The sequence below is a fragment of the Butyrivibrio sp. AC2005 genome, assembly GCF_000424145.1.
Lineage (GTDB): Bacteria > Bacillota > Clostridia > Lachnospirales > Lachnospiraceae > Butyrivibrio.
Genome location: NZ_AUJI01000031.1, coordinates 1 through 16,056, shown reverse-complemented (window position 1 = coordinate 16,056; position 16,056 = coordinate 1). Strand labels below are relative to the sequence as shown.

The following is a 16,056-nucleotide window of genomic DNA, read 5'->3' as shown; positions in this document are numbered from 1 at the left end:
ACCCCTGGTTATATTTATTTCATATTACCTACAATTTTACGATTTGGTGATGCTATTTACAATTAAATAAGCATAAACATTCCGTTACATGTGTTATACTGTTTAATGTTGGAGGGAATAACATGGGGAAAATTGAGGAATTAGAACAGGAACTGGCGGATCTTAGACGCCAGGTGGCAGATATACAGTACGGCCTTGATCATGCACAGGACACAGTCAGAGAACTCAAGGCTACAATTATAAACGAAGCAAATCGTAATAGCATACCTGCGCAGCAGCCGGTATATAATCAGACATACGCTCAGCCGGGCTACAGTAATCAGGCAAAGCCGGCATACGCGCCTACTTATCAGCCTGCATGGCAGCAACAACCGGTAAATCAGCAACAGACTGCAAACCCGCAGCCCCAGGTAAATCAGCAGGCTGTAGAACAACAGCAGCCTCTAAATCAGCAAGTTGGCTCTGCTATACCAAACATTGCTCCACAACCGCAACGAACCTATCAGCAGGGAGCTCAGCCAACGTATCAGCCTGGGTATCCGCCAACATATCGTCCGGGATCAAAACCACATGCAGGAAGTATCAATGAATCATGGATTGGTAAGCATCTCATGGGAGTGTTCGCAAGCATTCTCATTTTTATCGCGCTTATTCTCTTTTCGAGCCTTATTATTCCATATCTTGGCACTACATTTAAAATTGTGTTTATGTTTGGCGTAAGCATAGCACTTACTGCATTTTCCTATATCATGCACAAAAAGAAGCCGGAAAACACCTTTTACACGGCGCTTTTGGCATGCGGCTTTGGGTGCTGCTATCTTTCGGTACTTGTCACAAGAATTTATTTCAAGGCCTTCAATGACCTTGTTATGTATGTGCTTTTACTTATTTGGACAGCAGTTGTTCTGTTCATCCCCGGAAAAGGTGAGAAGCTGTCTCAAGCTATCGGAAATGCAGGCTTTGTCATAGCTGTAGGCCTTTCAGCCGGACTTAAGGATGCAAACCTCTTACTTCCCATGCTCGGATATATACTTATAAGCGCAGCTGCCCACCAGTTTGCCTTTTGGCACAACAAAATCCAGCGAAATATACAGATTATAGTTAACATGGTGGTTGTCTTAGTTTTCTCCCTGATAATCATGGGAAGCCTTGGAAAAACGCCACAAGCAGCAATAACATTTGCTATCATAATGGCATTTTCAGCTCTGATCTACATTTTTCTGCTTTTTGCAGGCACTATTTCTTTTGAAAAAAGCAGCTATTATTATGCCCCCATGGCCGCATTTCTTATCCTGATTGCCCATATCGGATTTGGAATAAGCATGCCACAGAAGGCATTTGTTACAGTAGTTGTTCTGATCCTTATAACCATTGTGGGCGAAATAGCGTTAATAATTAACTTGAATAAAGAGAATGATCAGGTTCCTGTTCTATTTTCTGTAGGCTGGATCAGCTTTTCCATGCTTATTACAGAGATGTATACCTATGTCAAGGTTATTGAGCTCCATAACAGCGGAGCATTCTTTATTGTGGCAGCACTTATATTCATCTATGGAACAATTAAGGAGAAAGACTTATTCAAGAATCAGGCATTGGCCATTGGAATTTCCCTGACTGTATTGGAGCTTTTGGGAAAAGCGAACTTTATTTTCTGCCTGATAGCCTTTGGCTTTGCATTCCTTTGCTTCCTTACAGAATGCTTCATTATCGGCAAATCAAGCGATCGAAAAATCTTTACTCACCTCTACAGTCTGGTTACTCTTGGTCACCTGTCATATGCAATATTTGAGGGAATCTTTGAAAAATCAGGCTCCGAGCTTGCTCAATTCATTATAATACCAATTGGTATTGTTAATGCAGTGGCAGTCATTCTAAAGCTGTATAGAGACAAGGAGGGCAATGAAAGCTCCAATATCAGACTTACACTGGATATAATCAACGGCCTGCTCCTTGTAATATCACTTTTCAACATGTTTAATCTTGATAAAGCGCCTGTGACACACGCTCTAAGTGTGGCTTTCACAGCAGCTCTCGCTATGCTAAACGTCCGCAGACACCTCGGCAGTAAGTCTCAGGAGAAGCTCTATGCCGGCATTAAGCTGGGAGTAGTCATCCTTGCTGCTCTTCTTAGCTATGACGCTAAACATTACATTATAAGCGTCGTAATGCTGTTATTTGCCATCATCTGTATCGTGGTTGGATTCAGCAAAAAATTTGGCGCAAAAGAGCTTCGTATTTATGGTTTGGTGCTATCTATGATCTGCGTTGCAAAGTTCGTCATGATAGATATCAGTTATGCCAACACCCTTGGCCACGCCCTTAGCTTCCTTGTAAGCGGAATATTGTGCTTTGGAATCAGCGCAATATACAACTATTTTGAAAAGAATGAATATTAAATAAGCATGAAAAAGGGCGTCGCCCAGATGTTCAATCATCCGGAGCGACAGCCCCTGACAAAGCAACGCTAATTACTTCTGTACTTTTGAAATCGGAATATATGCTCTCTCTGTAGTCTTATTCTTCTTATCATAATATGTTATTCTGATAAGAGTAACTGTAAACGTCTGTTTCTCCTGAATAGATTCCGTCTTTTTGTCAATACTATGTGTAGACGTATCCACCTTAGAAAGCTTAATCTTCTTTCCATTCTCAACTTTCTTCCATGTATAAACACCGTCGTGAATTGTAGATGTTTTATATGCCAGACGTCTTGTAAGATAACCATCCTCATCCTTAGTAATCATAACAGGCGTTCCAACCTCGATCTTTTTAAGCTTGAAGTCTTTATTCATTGTAACCCTTATTTTTCCAGACTTCTTTGAAGTTGTATTTATACCATAGCCCTTTGTCCATACTCTGTCAGATTTATCGAATGAATCAGTACCAACTGTTACATCTAAAAGCTGTCCCCCAAAGGTCACACTCTTAATTGCAGAACCATCTTCCTTGGCAATAACCTTAAATGTCTTTTTAACAGTTGTTCCATCCTTAAGCTTTGCATCATAGCTTACTTTATATGTTCCAGCCTTCTTTGCATAAAATCTTACTACATATGTTGCTATATCGGTTCCCTTAGGTAATTTAGTATCCAGATCCTTCTTTTCAACCTTAACTATCTCACCATTAACATTCCTATAATATGCATTACCATCCTTATCAATAAAATTGCACATATATGTTTTTTCTGCCACCGGAGTCGGATCATTATATTCCTGCCTAGAAATCACTTTTACCTTGAGCCCATCCTTATTAGACTTAAAATTTTCAAATCTTGCCACATCAAGTGATGTCGTAAACGTCTCAGTCTCATTATAAGACTTCGTCGATATTGTCTTTACCTTAAGTTCTGACTTATAAATATCTGCCCAAGTCCCATATGACTCAGTAAAGTCTATGTATTCCCATTCCTCACTCTCTTGAATAATTTTATATCCATCCTTCTCAGAATAACTAACCTTTGTATCCTCGTTGGTAAAAGTATAATTTTTCTCTTTCCCATTCTCATCATATTCCCATGTTGCTATAACTTCCGCATTTGCGCTGATTGGCGCAATCATTGTGATAGAAAGCGCCATTGCCAATGCACTGGCACCTATTTTTGCGATATTTCTCATATATATTTACCTCCGTCATAAGACATTTTTACTTTGTATGGTTTTATTGATCACTTCTGAGTCTTTTCAATTGTAAGATAAGCTCTCTTAGTCTCTTTATTTTTCTTATCGTAATAAGTAATTCTTATATATGTAATTGTCGCTGTAGACTTCTTTGAAAAAGTAGTGTCCTTGCTATAAACACCTACTTCTGCCTCATCAACCTCGCTCAGTTTAATCTTTTTACCATTCTTTACTTTCTTCCAAGTGCATGTAATCTCACCGTCTACCATATCCACTTCTGAATTTGCAGGTGTATAGCCGACAATCTTTCTGTCAATATCCTCTGTCTTTTGTATAGAAGGTGTTCCGATTTCAATCTTCTTAAGCTTGAAATCTTTATTCATTGTAACCCTGATCTTTCCGGACTTCTTTGAAGTCGTATTAATACCATAGCCTTTTGCCCATACTCTGTCAGATTTATCGAATGAGTCTGTATCAACTGTTACATCTAAAAGCTGTCCACCAAAGGTTACACTCTTGATAGCAGCACCATCTTCCTTAGCAATAACCTTAAATTTCTTTTTAACAGTTGTTCCATCCTTAAGCTTTGCATCATAGCTAACTTTATATGTTCCAGCCTTCTTTGCATAAAATCTTACAATATAACTGCCAAAATCAGCACCTTTAGGGCAGCTCTTATGATCCTCGCTGCCATCTTGTATTATTTCACCGTTTATATTTTTATAGTATGCATGTTCTTCTTTATCTACATAATCATAAAAAGGTGCCTTTATTTCTGATGGATCAGTATATTCATACTTGCTGATAACTTTTACTTTTAATCCCTTCTTATTTGACTTAAAGTTTTCCAACTTTGCAGTATCTGCTGATGTAACAAAAAGCTCCGTCTCATTGTAAGACTTAGTAGCTATTGTCTTTGTCTTCAATTCTGATTCAAGCGCAAATCTGATTCCATCGATTGTTTCGCCTGTGAGAGGATCGTAATTACGTCTCGCAGTATAGAATCCATCCTTTTCAGAAAGGCTCTTCTTTGTATCCTCATTTGTGTAAGTGTCTTTTTGAAAACCCTTATCATCATTTTCCCAAGTTCTTATAACCTGGGCATTTGCGCTTAAAGGCGCAATCAAAGTGATTGAGAGTGCCATTGCGAGCGCAGTAGCACTGAGTTTAGAAATTTTCCTCATATGAAATTACCTCCAACATAAGAATTAAGATATGTTGACGTCTTTCCGTTGACGCCACCACGTGACAATTATTATTCTACGGGATGGATTTTTCGTGTCAACACGGCTATTACGCCATAATTAAGGCTTTTAATATTATTTATAAAATGTTTATAATTACGTTTATTATAAAAGCGTGATAAAAACACAATTTTTCACAATTCAATACAAACAATTTATGATTGTCAAAAGAAAAATTTTATAATATTAAATTTTTCTTAATTGATCCTCATATAGCATCATTTATCTATATGGTTTGACTGTCTTTGCCTGGGTCATAGTTGTTGATAATCATTACAATTGAGAAAACAATAATTATCGCAGCTATGAGCAATATACAACTATTCCGAAAAAAGTAGCGACATGATTGAATATTAGCTAATATATGTTACAATCGAATTAGCTAATATGAAAGGAGGTTGTTATTATGGTCGAAGCAATAGCAACTGCTACAGAAATGAAAAATCAGTTTGGAAAATATCTTCAGATGGTCATAAATGGAAATGAAGTTATCATAACAAAGAACGGTCAGGAAGTAGGTCGATTAATTCCTAAAGCTAAAACCGTATCATATCTTACAGATTCTCTTACAGGAATTCTTAAGGGTAATTATGACTACAATGATGCCAGAGAGGAAGCTTTAAGAGAGAAATATGAAATTACTGATTGATGCAAATATACTGCTCGATGTACTTCAAAAAAGAGCGCCGCATTATAAATATTCATCACTTATATGGAAGCTATGTGAAACCGGAAAAGTTACCGGATATGTTTCCGTGCTTACATTTATGAATTTGATTTATATCATGAGAAAAGAGCTTTCTCCTGAAAAGATAGACAATATCTACAAAGCACTTTCTCTGATATTCACTTTTGAAGATCTTACAGAGGAAGACGTTAAAAATGCACTTGAAATGCAGTTAAAAGATTTTGAAGATGCTGTTCAGATTCAGACTGCAAAAAGAATAACAGCTGATTTTATTATCACAAGAAATGTAAAGGACTTCATCAAGAGTCCAATTCCAGCATATACTCCGGAAGAATTGCTGAATCGCGTAGAATTTGATGATTGAATAAAAATGAAATAGCCATGCACCACGGCTCATGAAGCACATAATAATCCCCGGAACAATAATGTTCCGGGGATTGTAGTATAAAGATTTAACTTTGTCACGAATCAAAACAATTACTTATAACGTAAATAAAAATATGATATATTCCTGATATAAACTATAACAGATTATTTCTGAATTCTATAGAGAGTAAGTACTTGTCTATGAGTTGTCTTATTCTTCTTATCATAATATGTAATTCTTATTTTTGTCTCTGTCATTACTCCCTTTGATTCATAAACTGTATGACTAGCATCATAACTATCGCCTACTGATGAAGTATCTACCTTACTAAGCTTAATCTTCTTACCATTCTTAACCTTTTTCCATGTATAATATCCTTCTCCATTAGCAGGGTCAAGGCTGGATGCTGGATTCTTCTTATAAAATATGGACTTATTACCATATTTATCTGTAGCAGAATCAACAACAGGTGTACCTACCTCAATCTTCTTAAGTTTAAAGTCTTTGCTTGCCATGGTAACTTTAATCTTGCCGGACTTAGCTGTAGTTACATTGGTACCTGAACCCTTTGTCCAAAGATTATTCTTTGATGCTTCCTTTTCATCATGTGAAGTGTAAATATCTTTCCCTGCAAATGTAACTGACTTAATAGCTGTACCATTTTCTTTAGCATAAATCATTAATGTCTTTTTTACGGTTGTTCCATTCTTAAGAACTGCATCGTATGTAACCTTATATTTTCCTGCCTTCTTTGTGAAGAATCTAACTTTATAAGAACCATAGTCATATCCTTTAGGCATATCTGTTGCAAGCTTTGCTGCTTCAACCTTAACAGTCTTACCATCTACATTCCTGTAATAGCCGTTACCATCTTTATCAAAATAATTTACCCACGAAGATGACTTAGGATTGGAAGGATCCGTATATTCCTCTTTCTTAATCACCTTAACCTTAAGAGCTTTTTTATTGGACTTAAAGTTAGTAAACTTTGCAACATCGGTTGTTGTGGCAAATGTAAGATATTCAGTATAAGAATTTGTGCATATTGATAAAGCAGTTCTCTCAGATGCTACTGCAGAGGCAGTCGGCCCCTCATACTTATCGTAATCCCTTGTATTTATCGACTCACCAGTATCTTCATTCGTATACTTGGTATTGGTCTTCCTACCATTAGCATCATATTCGTACTCTGAAATAACCTCTGCATTTGCACTGATAGGCGCTACTAACGTAACAGTAAGCGCTGCAGCAAGTGCCATTGCCCCAAATTGTTTTAATCCCTTCATACAAAAGCCTCCTTCATAAAAATTCTTTACACGGTTTACCGTAACCGTTTCCTCGTGACTACTATGATTGTATCACCCATCAAAAATTTGTCAAGCCGCTTAAATGGCGGTTTTTAGGCATTATATAAACTCAGTATAATGTCTTTAATAGCGTCTATATTGCCATTTTATAGGATTACAGTTTTTATCATAATATTCGCAATAATATTGAGCAATTCACCAACTTTCGATAATTTGTGCGCACTAATATTCATATTTTCGCAAACTTATGATTGGACAAGTAATAATATAGCCCCTACCGGCACTCAAAGACCAAAAACCTACCACTCACATCAAAAATGATGTATCATATACTCTGCATCAAAAAAAGAGGTACTGATTTATGCTACAAGCTTTTAGAGTTTTCCTGGCATGGTTATCGTTTTTATTGACCATGCTGACTGCGGCTCTCGATTTATTTAATCCCCCAATGAAATATTCTCTGCAATTTCCTCATGGAACGGCTGACACTCCCGCAGGCAGAACCATTGTGGTAAGCATCTTTGGAGATTATGAGGACTATACGTGGGATTTTGATTCTGATATTGATCTGAACACAAAAGATAAAGTAAACCGCTACTTAAAAATAGCAGGTGATTTTATTGAAGATGCAGCAGCCGCCTATGATATATCATCGGAGTTTATTACAGATTTCTATGAGAACCCGGATCTGTGCTATCAGGTTTCTCTTGACTACGATATGTCCGATCAGTATATGCGCGACGATATTGTCATGAAGTATATTCACAAAAACATTGATACAGATGCTTTGATGGAGAAATATGATGCTGACAACCTGATATTTTTCTATATCATGAACACAGATTATAAAAACCGCTCCACCACCAGTACAAGAGACTGGTACGAGGGCATGAAATATCCCTATGAGGTAGTATATCTTTTTACAATTGACGATGTTGAGGCCAATTGTCCTGCTGTATATGCACATGAGATGCTTCACACCTTTGGAGCACCTGACCTGTACCAATGTGACGAATACTATAGTATTGATAAAAAGGCCCTGCAATATATAGAGCGTAATTATCCTAACGAAATCATGTATACCTGCTCTGACCGGCGTAGTGGAAAATATCATTATGACAGAATCACCAACAAAGTCAGCAGCTTAACCGCATACTACACAGGTCTCACAGACAAAAGTGATATTGTATCAGAGCTTGGACTTAAAGAAAGTCAGCATATAGCTGGTAATTAACGAAAAAAGGCTTCGCCTAGATGATTAATCATCTATAGCGACAGCCCCTTTAAATCACATCATATCGGATTTCCATCTTCACTTTTATGAATCGAAGAACTGACGACCATCATCGGTAACCAGTCTGTCTGACTGAGGATACTCAAATATAGCCTGATTATCTGCGTTCTTCTCGAGGTAGTCAGCAAACCTTTCAGCGTGCCACTTCGCAAGCCAGAGGTTATGCATAAGGTAGTTTCCACAGTTCTCCTCGTTGGAGCCCGGAACGCTGTCTGCGTCTGCTACAGATTTGAAAGCTCTAAGAAGAAGATCATGAATCTCCTTGGGAGCACGATTTCCCTTCAGAATAAGATAAAATCCTGTAAGGCATCCCATAGGTCCCCAATAGATTACTTCATCCTTCCAATCAGGATCATTGCGAAGATAAGTTGCAATGAGATGCTCCAGTGTATGCATTGCAGCCACATCCACTGCAGGCTCCTTATTGGGCTTTGTAACTCTTACGTCATAGGTTGTAATGATTTTGTCCCCCAGCACATCCTGTCTGCTTATAAAAATCCCGGGGATTATTTTTGTGTGATCAACTGAAAAACTCGGTATTAAATCCATCTTATACCTCCAATCAAAAATGTCATTATGTCTATACTATACACTATCCTTAACAATAAAGGGCATATTTCTTTATTTTTCCTCTCATAACGTCTATACTATGAGAAAAGAACGAAGGGGGCACGTGATCATTTGGGGTTAATCGGTCACATAATACTTTATGCAGCTACTGAATCTGTTGTTTTATGTATGTCTTGTTTTTCTTCCACTTATTTGCATTGTATTTCTCACTGAAAAAAAGCTATGGAGCAATCCGTATGTGCAAATTCTGCTAACACTAGGACTTATCATTATTCTGGCTGCAGGAGCACTTTTCATAGTGGATTTCCATATTGCGGCTTTAATTATGCAGCTCCTGCTTCCGGCACTAGTTATAGTAGCTGGTGTTTTTATTTTTATCGCCCTTATTCATTTTCTTGTAAACAAAGGCTTTTTTAGGGGAAAACGTCTTATTGGTGTTGTTCTCTTTATCGTGCTGCTACTTGCTCTTGTTATAGGAGCTGTAAGACATAGGGTTAATGCGCTAAACACCATCGGCAAAGTAATAAACACAAATATGTGTCATACAACCGTTATTTACCGGAGTTACGACCTTTCTTCATGAAAAATGCATATATTCCAAAGCAAGCTGCAGCAAAGAATATTCCAGCCGGATACGCAATACTACTGCTGAGCCCAAATCCCTCTTTTGCCATTAAAATATATGTCAAACTGACAGCTGACATAAAGGTTGCAGGAAATGCTGTAATCAGGCTGTGATACCACTTGTTATCTTTTTTCAGAAAATATGCAGTTGCAACCCAAAGGCTTACCATTGCCAGTGTCTGGTTGCTCCATGAGAAATATCTCCACAAAACATTGAAATCCAACTGCGTAAGAAATGCTCCTACAGTCAGAAGCGGCAGTGTAATATAAAGACGATTCTTTATTGGCTTTTGTTCAAGGCCCGTTATCTCGCCAAGTATCAGCCTTGCGCTTCTAAACGCAGTATCTCCAGAAGTTATGGGGCATGCCACAACGCCTATTATTGCCAGTACACCACCAACTGTGCCAAGCATTCCGGTTGAAATATCATAAACTACGCCTGATTGTCCAAGTCCTGATAAAGCTTCACTAAGGGCTCCCGTTTCACCATAGAAGGCAACTCCTGCAGCCGCCCAGGTCAATGCTATAACAGATTCTGTCAGCATCGCACCGTAGAATACTTTTCTTCCCTCCCGCTCGGAAGATATGCATTTTGACATCATTGGAGATTGAGTCGCATGAAAACCGGATATAGCTCCACAAACCACGGTTATAAACATATACGGTCAGATAGGAAGCCCATCCGGATGCAGATCCCTAAATTCAATCTCAGGGACAGAATATCCCCCGACAATGATTCCCCCTAATATACCAATAGCCATAACTATCAGTACTACGCCAAAAATCTTCTCAACTATTTTTCCGTAACTTAAATAGCCAATTATTAAAACACAAAACGAAAGTATTAATGATTTCATTTTGAAGCTCCTTTAATATCACATACCAGCAAGTGCCAGCAGTGCCTCATTAGCATTACCGTTTTTATCAAACAATGCCTGATTAGCCATTGCATTCCCTGCTTCCACGGGATCATGCATGTAATCACAGCCTTTAGGACTTCCCCACGTACAATCAGGGATAGGAAGCCATTCCGGTTCCCAGTAAAAAACTCCTATTCCATGATTGTCACTAACTCCTCTTACTGCTTCATAGAGATCTTTGAGGAACTTTGCCTGCCCCTCTTGTGATGCGGGATATCCTGTAGCCTTCTCTTCGTTCTCTCCGTAAACAATACCTTTGCATCCAAGATCATCAAGAGTATAGCCTATTGATGTCTCTGCTACGATTACATCCTTATCATATCTTTTGCTTATGTCATTCATATTATCAACAAGTTCTTTGATGCTTCCATTCCAGTGTGGATAATATGACATTCCTATAACATCATAGTCTATATTATAAGGTTCCAGTGCCTTAAACCAGTCCCTGTAGAGCTCATTATTTGTCCCAAAATCGAGGTGTAATACTATCTTGCTCTCAGGACAGACATGCCTTGCAGCTTTTATTCCTGCTTTAAGAAGTCTTGCCATATTGGAAACCCTGTCTATATGTCCATCCGGCCACAGAAGTCCTTTTGTTATCTCATTCCCGATCTGTATCATCTCCGGTATAAGATCGTTCTTCTTAAACTCCTTAAGAACCAGTGCCGTATAACCATACACTGTTCCTTCAAGCTCTGCTCCGCTTATCTTTGACCATGCCTTGGGTTTGACCTGCTTTGCAGGATCTGCCCAAAAATCACTGTAATGTATATCCAGAAGTACCTGCATACCATTTTCTTTAGCACGTCTGGCAAGTTCAAGTGTAGTTTCAAGATCATTGGTTCCTCCGCCATAGCTTTCGCCATCGCTGCTATATGGATCTCTCCAAAGTCTTAACCTTATCATATTTACTGAGCATTCTTTTAATATGCTGAATATATCTTCTTTATTCCCTTTTAAGTAATAACATGCCCCATGATTTTCGAGCTCTTTTATCATAGAGACATCCATTCCCTTAATAAACTGCATCATTACTCCTTCACAAGTGTCAGGTCATCAACTGTTCCCCATGCACCTGGTGCAAGAGAAATCTTCACGCCTACTTTTACATCCTGACCATCAACTTCTATTCCTGATAATTCCTGTGTATCCCATGCAACATATCCATTAAGTGAAACTGGTATCTCTGTTCTCTCACCACCCACTTCTACGTAGAAGCAGGCTGTTCCATCTGTATCACCGGCATTATCACCCTGGATATGTCCTGTGAATTTGTACTTTCCACTTTCAAGACCTGTTATGGTCTGCTCTGCCGTAAAGTTAACATCAGAAGAACCAGAATAGAAATGAAGTGACTGAACACCTTCAAAAGCATCCGTATCCCTATCATAGACATCAAGTTCTTCTGTCACGTTATCAACATTTGTAACTACCCAGGGATCAAATTCAGGATTTTCAAAACTTCCATTTACAATAAAATTCCCTTTATCATCCGGCTTAGCTGCGCTTACTTTACTTGCGCTTCCGCAACCTGTCTGTAATGCAAAAACCATTGTTGTGAGCATTAAAGCGATCATCCTTCTTTTCATATGTCATCCTTCGATAAATAATTTATTTATTTACTAGTAAATGTTTTACTTGTTTTGAATTATAATACTCCCCTTTTTAGAATTCAATCCAGGTAAATAAGTTTTGTAGGAATGCTAAAACGCTCAAGTATATTTTTGTTTATTAATCACAAAAGCTGCCCCATAGGACAGCTTTTAGCAATTATGTTTTCTATATTTTCAAGTGCTTTTTCTCATTACCGGAAGCCCGTTAACAAACACGGTTTTAGTGATTTTGCTCCCTCCAAGTACTTTGCTGCGGAGCAGATCCAATGCTGCTTCACAGATTGCTTCATGATCAACATGGAATGTCGTAAGCGGCGGAGACACGTATCTTGCCACATTTATATCATTTATGCTAAATACTTTCACATTTTCAGGTACGCTTACACCTTTTTCATTAAATGCCTGTAATAATCCGACGGACAATGTATCACACGCTACACAGATTGCCTTCGGTAGGTCGCCTTTTTTAACCATCTCAAGACCTGTCTTATAGCCTGCATCTACAGTAAATGAATCCGTGATGTGTATATGCTTCTCATTAAGATGACCATAATAAAGCATACTCTGTCTAAAGGACCACTCTCGTACATCCATGGATGGTTCCCCGGTATCGATATTTCTATCGGTCCCTCCAACGAATCCAACATCAGTAATGCCATTGTCCATAAAGTAATCGACCATCTGAGTAACAAATGAATCAAGGTTTGGTCTTACTGCATCAAAAAGTTTTTCATCCGGCGATGTCCCGATAAATACGCCTTTTTTGCATATTTTATAGAGTGCATTTATCTCCTTACGGTTCATCCATCCGATAGCAATAAAAGCAATTGTTCCTTTTGGAATAGCCGTCATTCCATCTTCCCTTGTTACTATCGTCATGTCTATATTGACCTTGGCCGCCTGCTTTATCAATTCCTTTTTGAAATTCTGATAGTAGATATCCTCAAGTTCATCTATTTTTTCACACCAGTAGAGAAGAACCACGTTTTCTATCTTTGGATAAATAACCTTTTTCTTATAGCCTACCTTCTCTGCTGCGGCAAATATCGCTTCTTTAGTTTCAGGGCTTACAGAAATACCTTCGTCATAATTAAGAACCCTGGATACTGCTGCGCTGGATACGCCGACCATTTCGGCAATCTCCTTAATTGTAGCCATGAAGACTCCTCTGTAAAATATTTATCTAATCTAATAAATAATTTACTACATTTTGGTAATTATATCAACATCTTTCATTTGAAAACAGCCACTCTTTCACCTGTTCATCTCGTCCTGCAAGAACCCAGCTGCAGTGAGGATTTATACCGTACTTTTCCTTAAGATCACCAGCTTCATATTCTGTATAATGGAGATCCGGATGTTTGTCTTTTAGCTCTGCGTAAATATCCCGTGAACCCAGATGAGTACTTACTACGCTATTTTCTCTGTATGATGCTTTTACAATATTGTCGTCAGCTGCATGGATAAGCCATATGGGTGTTTTCAGAAGATTGCTTAAGTCTCTAAATCCCGTAGCCCCACATATGGAAACAGCACCAGCAAACATTTCAGAATGGTACTTTAATATCTCAAGACATCCAACGCCTCCCGCGCTGTAGCCATAAATGTATATCCTTTCAGGGGCTATGGTAGCATACTGTTCCATGAATCTCTTCACCAGGACGCATGCCTGTCTCTTCATATAGCTCACGTCTAGCGGCTTGCATTGCTGTTTCACCAGCTTCCACGTGTCCTCCTGGATTTTCGTAACTTCCTCTGCGTTTATGCCAGCATAGCACCCACTGATCATTGTACTTCGTAAAGATTACGACAAATTCGATATTATCAAGCTGCCCCAATAAAAAGTTCCTTATTTCCATGAAATATCTATTCTCCCTTGCAGTTCGCTGCTTTTTTATGATATATCCCCTTGAAAATCATACAATAGAATAATAAGCACAAGCACGGACTTCCGCTTGTAATTGACAATACTTTCGGAACTCCTTATCTTATAAGACCCATTGAGCACGGCGCTGATATCGTTGTTCATTCAGCAACCAAGTTCATCGGCGGTCACGGCACAACTCTTGGCGGTGTTATCGTTGAATCAGGAAAATTTAACTGGAAGGAGAGCGGCAACTATCCTCAGATCGCAGCTCCCAACCCCAGCTATCACGGGGTATCCTTCTATGATGCAGTAGGTCCTACAGCTTTTGTTACATATATCAGAGCTATTCTTCTTAGAGATACAGGTGCATCAATTTCACCATTCAATGCATTTATGCTTCTTCAGGGCGTTGAAACCCTTTCTCTTCGCCTCGACAGACATACAGAGAACACCAAAAAGGTTGTGGAATTTCTTGCTTCACACCCTCAGGTTGAGAAGGTTAATCATCTTTCACTTGCAGATCACCCGGATCACGCGCTTTATGAGAAATACTTCCCTAACGGAGGTGCATCAATCTTCACCTTTGAGATCAAGGGCGGAAAAGAGGCAGCATGGAAGTTCATCGATAACCTTGAGATCTTTTCACTGCTTGCAAATGTAGCAGATGTTAAGAGCCTTGTTATCCATCCTGCATCTACAACACACTCACAGCTCTCTGATGAGGAGCTTCTTGATCAGGGCATCACACAGAGCACCATCAGACTTTCTATCGGAACAGAGCATGTTGATGATATAATTGCAGACCTTGAGAAGGGCTTTGCAGCAGCTAAATAATAGGATTATTCGAACGAAAGGATAAGCCAGGCGGACATGCTTGCATGTTCATATGGCTACGCTAGCGGAGAATCTGACTAAAAATCGCCCCAAGTGCAGTTGTTGATGCACTTGGGGCGATTACTATATCTCATAAATGTATGGTCCAGCCTGTAATGATTTTGCTTTTCACTTTTTTCATGGTCGCCTCGTCAAGGTGCGGCCAGTTTACGATTGTTCTGGCTCTGTTAACAACAAGGTATGCATTATCGGCACATAAAGCAATGGGTGTATCCGACAACGAGTCTGAATAGAAATTCTCTATAACAGGAAAATCTCTGTCAATGATGTATCTGGCTTTACCTTTGGCATACATCAGATTATCGACATATACCCCTGTCTCAGGATCAACCTCTGTCGCAACATACTCAACACCAAGCCTCTTTGCTATTGGTGCAATTAAAAAGGAAGCAGAAGTACTGATAATAAGGTCATCATCCTTTTTCTGGTCCAGATACCACTGTGCTACCTTGTTTTCATTTTTATCCCAAAACAGCTCTACCTGCTTTTCGAAATCGTCGATTTTTCCTATGTTTTCATATAATTTCCTGATTAAACGATGTAGCGGAATCTTTCCCAGCTTGTATAAAACCACATTCCATGCAATCTTGGGAAAATATGTGATTAAAAGTTTTGGATGTCTTATCATGCACCAGATCGCAAAATCAAACGTACAATTCGGATAATAAATTGTGCCGTCAAAGTCATATACATTCATATGGATAGTCTCTTTCGTGCATGTTTTATGGTGTTTTTATATGATCTCTCGGAATCTTGAGTGATCATGCCAGCTAAATTCTGGCAATTGAACTTTGACAAGTGAATATTACCCAAGATGAAAAAAAGATGCAAAACAGGGCATGAATAATAGACATAACACTGTTGCTATGCCTGAGAATGCTGTATGATATTTACGAGATCATGCTACATTACAAACCAACTTTCTCAGGGCGGATTCGTAAGGCAGATCCCATGCATCCAAATGTTGTAACATGAGGATGTGATAGAGGCGGCAGTACCACATCTTTGTTGAGCGGTGCCTGCCGCTTTCTAGCTTGAAGTCTATTTTCTC

17 protein-coding genes and 1 pseudogene are annotated in these 16,056 nt (G+C 38.8%); 6 read left to right on the top strand and 12 right to left on the bottom strand.

Annotated elements, in window-relative coordinates; all coding sequences use genetic code 11:
* The first annotated feature begins 122 nt into the window (after nt 1-122).
* Entirely contained in the window at nt 123-2,396 is a 2,274-nt protein-coding gene (locus G602_RS0109315) for a DUF2339 domain-containing protein (protein ID WP_026658779.1), read from the top strand.
* Between the two features lie 72 nt (nt 2,397-2,468).
* Here the strand turns inward: G602_RS0109315 and G602_RS0109310 are convergent, their stop codons facing one another.
* On the bottom strand, nt 2,469-3,614 hold the full coding sequence (locus tag G602_RS0109310) for a hypothetical protein (protein ID WP_026658778.1): 1,146 nt from the start codon (nt 3,612-3,614) through the stop codon (nt 2,469-2,471).
* Between the two features lie 50 nt (nt 3,615-3,664).
* Complete coding sequence (locus G602_RS0109305) at nt 3,665-4,801, bottom strand: hypothetical protein (RefSeq protein ID WP_026658777.1); 1,137 nt, start codon at nt 4,799-4,801, stop codon at nt 3,665-3,667.
* A 466-nt stretch (nt 4,802-5,267) separates the two neighbouring features.
* Here G602_RS0109305 and G602_RS0109300 point away from each other — a divergent pair, with 466 nt between their 5' ends.
* Together G602_RS0109300 and G602_RS0109295 are read left to right on the top strand one after the other, a co-directional pair.
* The gene (locus G602_RS0109300; RefSeq protein WP_026658775.1) at nt 5,268-5,510 is read left to right on the top strand and encodes a type II toxin-antitoxin system Phd/YefM family antitoxin; all 243 of its coding nucleotides are present in this window, start codon (nt 5,268-5,270) and stop codon (nt 5,508-5,510) included.
* Nucleotides 5,494-5,913, top strand: coding sequence for a type II toxin-antitoxin system VapC family toxin (locus tag G602_RS0109295; protein ID WP_026658774.1), 420 nt, complete (start codon nt 5,494-5,496; stop codon nt 5,911-5,913). The genes G602_RS0109300 and G602_RS0109295 overlap by 17 nt, the downstream gene beginning before the upstream one ends.
* 167 nt (nt 5,914-6,080) lie before the next feature.
* Here the strand turns inward: G602_RS0109295 and G602_RS0109290 are convergent, their stop codons facing one another.
* Nucleotides 6,081-7,202, bottom strand: coding sequence for a hypothetical protein (locus tag G602_RS0109290; protein WP_026658773.1), 1,122 nt, complete (start codon nt 7,200-7,202; stop codon nt 6,081-6,083).
* A 382-nt stretch (nt 7,203-7,584) separates the two neighbouring features.
* On the opposite strand from G602_RS0109290, the gene G602_RS0109285 reads away from it, so the two are divergent.
* Nucleotides 7,585-8,457: a hypothetical protein gene (locus G602_RS0109285; protein WP_026658772.1), complete on the top strand. Its 873-nt coding sequence runs from the start codon at nt 7,585-7,587 to the stop codon at nt 8,455-8,457.
* 84 nt (nt 8,458-8,541) lie between these two features.
* Here the strand turns inward: G602_RS0109285 and G602_RS0109280 are convergent, their stop codons facing one another.
* Nucleotides 8,542-9,066 (bottom strand): S-ribosylhomocysteine lyase, encoded by a 525-nt coding sequence (locus tag G602_RS0109280; protein WP_026658771.1) that lies wholly within the window; start codon nt 9,064-9,066, stop codon nt 8,542-8,544.
* Nucleotides 9,067-9,325: 259 nt separating this feature from the next.
* Between G602_RS0109280 and G602_RS0109275 the strand changes: the two genes are divergently transcribed.
* Nucleotides 9,326-9,670: a hypothetical protein gene (locus G602_RS0109275; protein WP_155829765.1), complete on the top strand. Its 345-nt coding sequence runs from the start codon at nt 9,326-9,328 to the stop codon at nt 9,668-9,670.
* Here the strand turns inward: G602_RS0109275 and G602_RS25970 are convergent.
* The 7 genes from G602_RS25970 to G602_RS31800 form a co-directional block, all read right to left on the bottom strand.
* Nucleotides 9,639-10,370: a carbon starvation CstA family protein gene (locus tag G602_RS25970; RefSeq protein WP_330369113.1), complete on the bottom strand. Its 732-nt coding sequence runs from the start codon at nt 10,368-10,370 to the stop codon at nt 9,639-9,641. The genes G602_RS0109275 and G602_RS25970 overlap by 32 nt on opposite strands.
* Nucleotides 10,371-10,376: 6 nt before the next feature.
* Complete coding sequence (locus G602_RS31870) at nt 10,377-10,568, bottom strand: hypothetical protein (protein ID WP_049945152.1); 192 nt, start codon at nt 10,566-10,568, stop codon at nt 10,377-10,379.
* Between the two features lie 18 nt (nt 10,569-10,586).
* Nucleotides 10,587-11,663: a glycoside hydrolase family 53 protein gene (locus tag G602_RS0109265; RefSeq protein WP_242835555.1), complete on the bottom strand. Its 1,077-nt coding sequence runs from the start codon at nt 11,661-11,663 to the stop codon at nt 10,587-10,589.
* Nucleotides 11,663-12,220, bottom strand: a complete 558-nt coding sequence (locus G602_RS0109260) for a hypothetical protein (protein WP_026658767.1) — start codon at nt 12,218-12,220, stop codon at nt 11,663-11,665. The genes G602_RS0109265 and G602_RS0109260 overlap by 1 nt, the downstream gene beginning before the upstream one ends.
* 198 nt (nt 12,221-12,418) lie before the next feature.
* Nucleotides 12,419-13,402, bottom strand: coding sequence for a LacI family DNA-binding transcriptional regulator (locus G602_RS0109255; RefSeq protein WP_026658766.1), 984 nt, complete (start codon nt 13,400-13,402; stop codon nt 12,419-12,421).
* 64 nt (nt 13,403-13,466) lie between these two features.
* The gene (locus G602_RS28830) at nt 13,467-13,889 is read right to left on the bottom strand and encodes a prolyl oligopeptidase family serine peptidase (RefSeq protein ID WP_081675943.1); all 423 of its coding nucleotides are present in this window, start codon (nt 13,887-13,889) and stop codon (nt 13,467-13,469) included.
* On the bottom strand, nt 13,861-14,103 hold the full coding sequence (locus G602_RS31800) for an NUDIX domain-containing protein (protein ID WP_081675941.1): 243 nt from the start codon (nt 14,101-14,103) through the stop codon (nt 13,861-13,863). Before G602_RS31800 ends, G602_RS28830 begins: the two co-directional genes overlap by 29 nt.
* Nucleotides 14,104-14,180: 77 nt before the next feature.
* Here G602_RS31800 and G602_RS25960 point away from each other — a divergent pair.
* Nucleotides 14,181-14,945: pseudogene (locus G602_RS25960) on the top strand (O-acetylhomoserine aminocarboxypropyltransferase/cysteine synthase family protein); the annotation flags it as partial.
* Nucleotides 14,946-15,075: 130 nt separating this feature from the next.
* On the opposite strand, the gene G602_RS25955 reads toward G602_RS25960, so the two are convergent.
* On the bottom strand, nt 15,076-15,702 hold the full coding sequence (locus tag G602_RS25955) for a haloacid dehalogenase-like hydrolase (RefSeq protein WP_049945151.1): 627 nt from the start codon (nt 15,700-15,702) through the stop codon (nt 15,076-15,078).
* Nucleotides 15,703-16,056 lie beyond the last annotated feature (354 nt).

Bases quoted from the DNA above. Each gene is read 5' to 3' on its own strand.
- G602_RS0109315 (WP_026658779.1), top strand. From the start codon at position 123: ATGGGGAAAATTGAGGAATTAGAACAGGAACTGGCGGATCTTAGACGC.
- G602_RS0109310 (WP_026658778.1), bottom strand. From the start codon at position 3,614: ATGAGAAATATCGCAAAAATAGGTGCCAGTGCATTGGCAATGGCGCTT.
- G602_RS0109305 (WP_026658777.1), bottom strand. From the start codon at position 4,801: ATGAGGAAAATTTCTAAACTCAGTGCTACTGCGCTCGCAATGGCACTC.
- G602_RS0109300 (WP_026658775.1), top strand. From the start codon at position 5,268: ATGGTCGAAGCAATAGCAACTGCTACAGAAATGAAAAATCAGTTTGGA.
- G602_RS0109295 (WP_026658774.1), top strand. From the start codon at position 5,494: ATGAAATTACTGATTGATGCAAATATACTGCTCGATGTACTTCAAAAA.
- G602_RS0109290 (WP_026658773.1), bottom strand. From the start codon at position 7,202: ATGAAGGGATTAAAACAATTTGGGGCAATGGCACTTGCTGCAGCGCTT.
- G602_RS0109285 (WP_026658772.1), top strand. From the start codon at position 7,585: ATGCTACAAGCTTTTAGAGTTTTCCTGGCATGGTTATCGTTTTTATTG.
- G602_RS0109280 (WP_026658771.1), bottom strand. From the start codon at position 9,066: ATGGATTTAATACCGAGTTTTTCAGTTGATCACACAAAAATAATCCCC.
- G602_RS25970 (WP_330369113.1), bottom strand. From the start codon at position 10,370: ATGTTTATAACCGTGGTTTGTGGAGCTATATCCGGTTTTCATGCGACT.
- G602_RS31870 (WP_049945152.1), bottom strand. From the start codon at position 10,568: ATGAAATCATTAATACTTTCGTTTTGTGTTTTAATAATTGGCTATTTA.
- G602_RS0109265 (WP_242835555.1), bottom strand. From the start codon at position 11,663: ATGATGCAGTTTATTAAGGGAATGGATGTCTCTATGATAAAAGAGCTC.
- G602_RS0109260 (WP_026658767.1), bottom strand. From the start codon at position 12,220: ATGAAAAGAAGGATGATCGCTTTAATGCTCACAACAATGGTTTTTGCA.
- G602_RS0109255 (WP_026658766.1), bottom strand. From the start codon at position 13,402: ATGGCTACAATTAAGGAGATTGCCGAAATGGTCGGCGTATCCAGCGCA.
- G602_RS28830 (WP_081675943.1), bottom strand. From the start codon at position 13,889: ATGGAACAGTATGCTACCATAGCCCCTGAAAGGATATACATTTATGGC.
- G602_RS31800 (WP_081675941.1), bottom strand. From the start codon at position 14,103: ATGGAAATAAGGAACTTTTTATTGGGGCAGCTTGATAATATCGAATTT.
- G602_RS25955 (WP_049945151.1), bottom strand. From the start codon at position 15,702: ATGAATGTATATGACTTTGACGGCACAATTTATTATCCGAATTGTACG.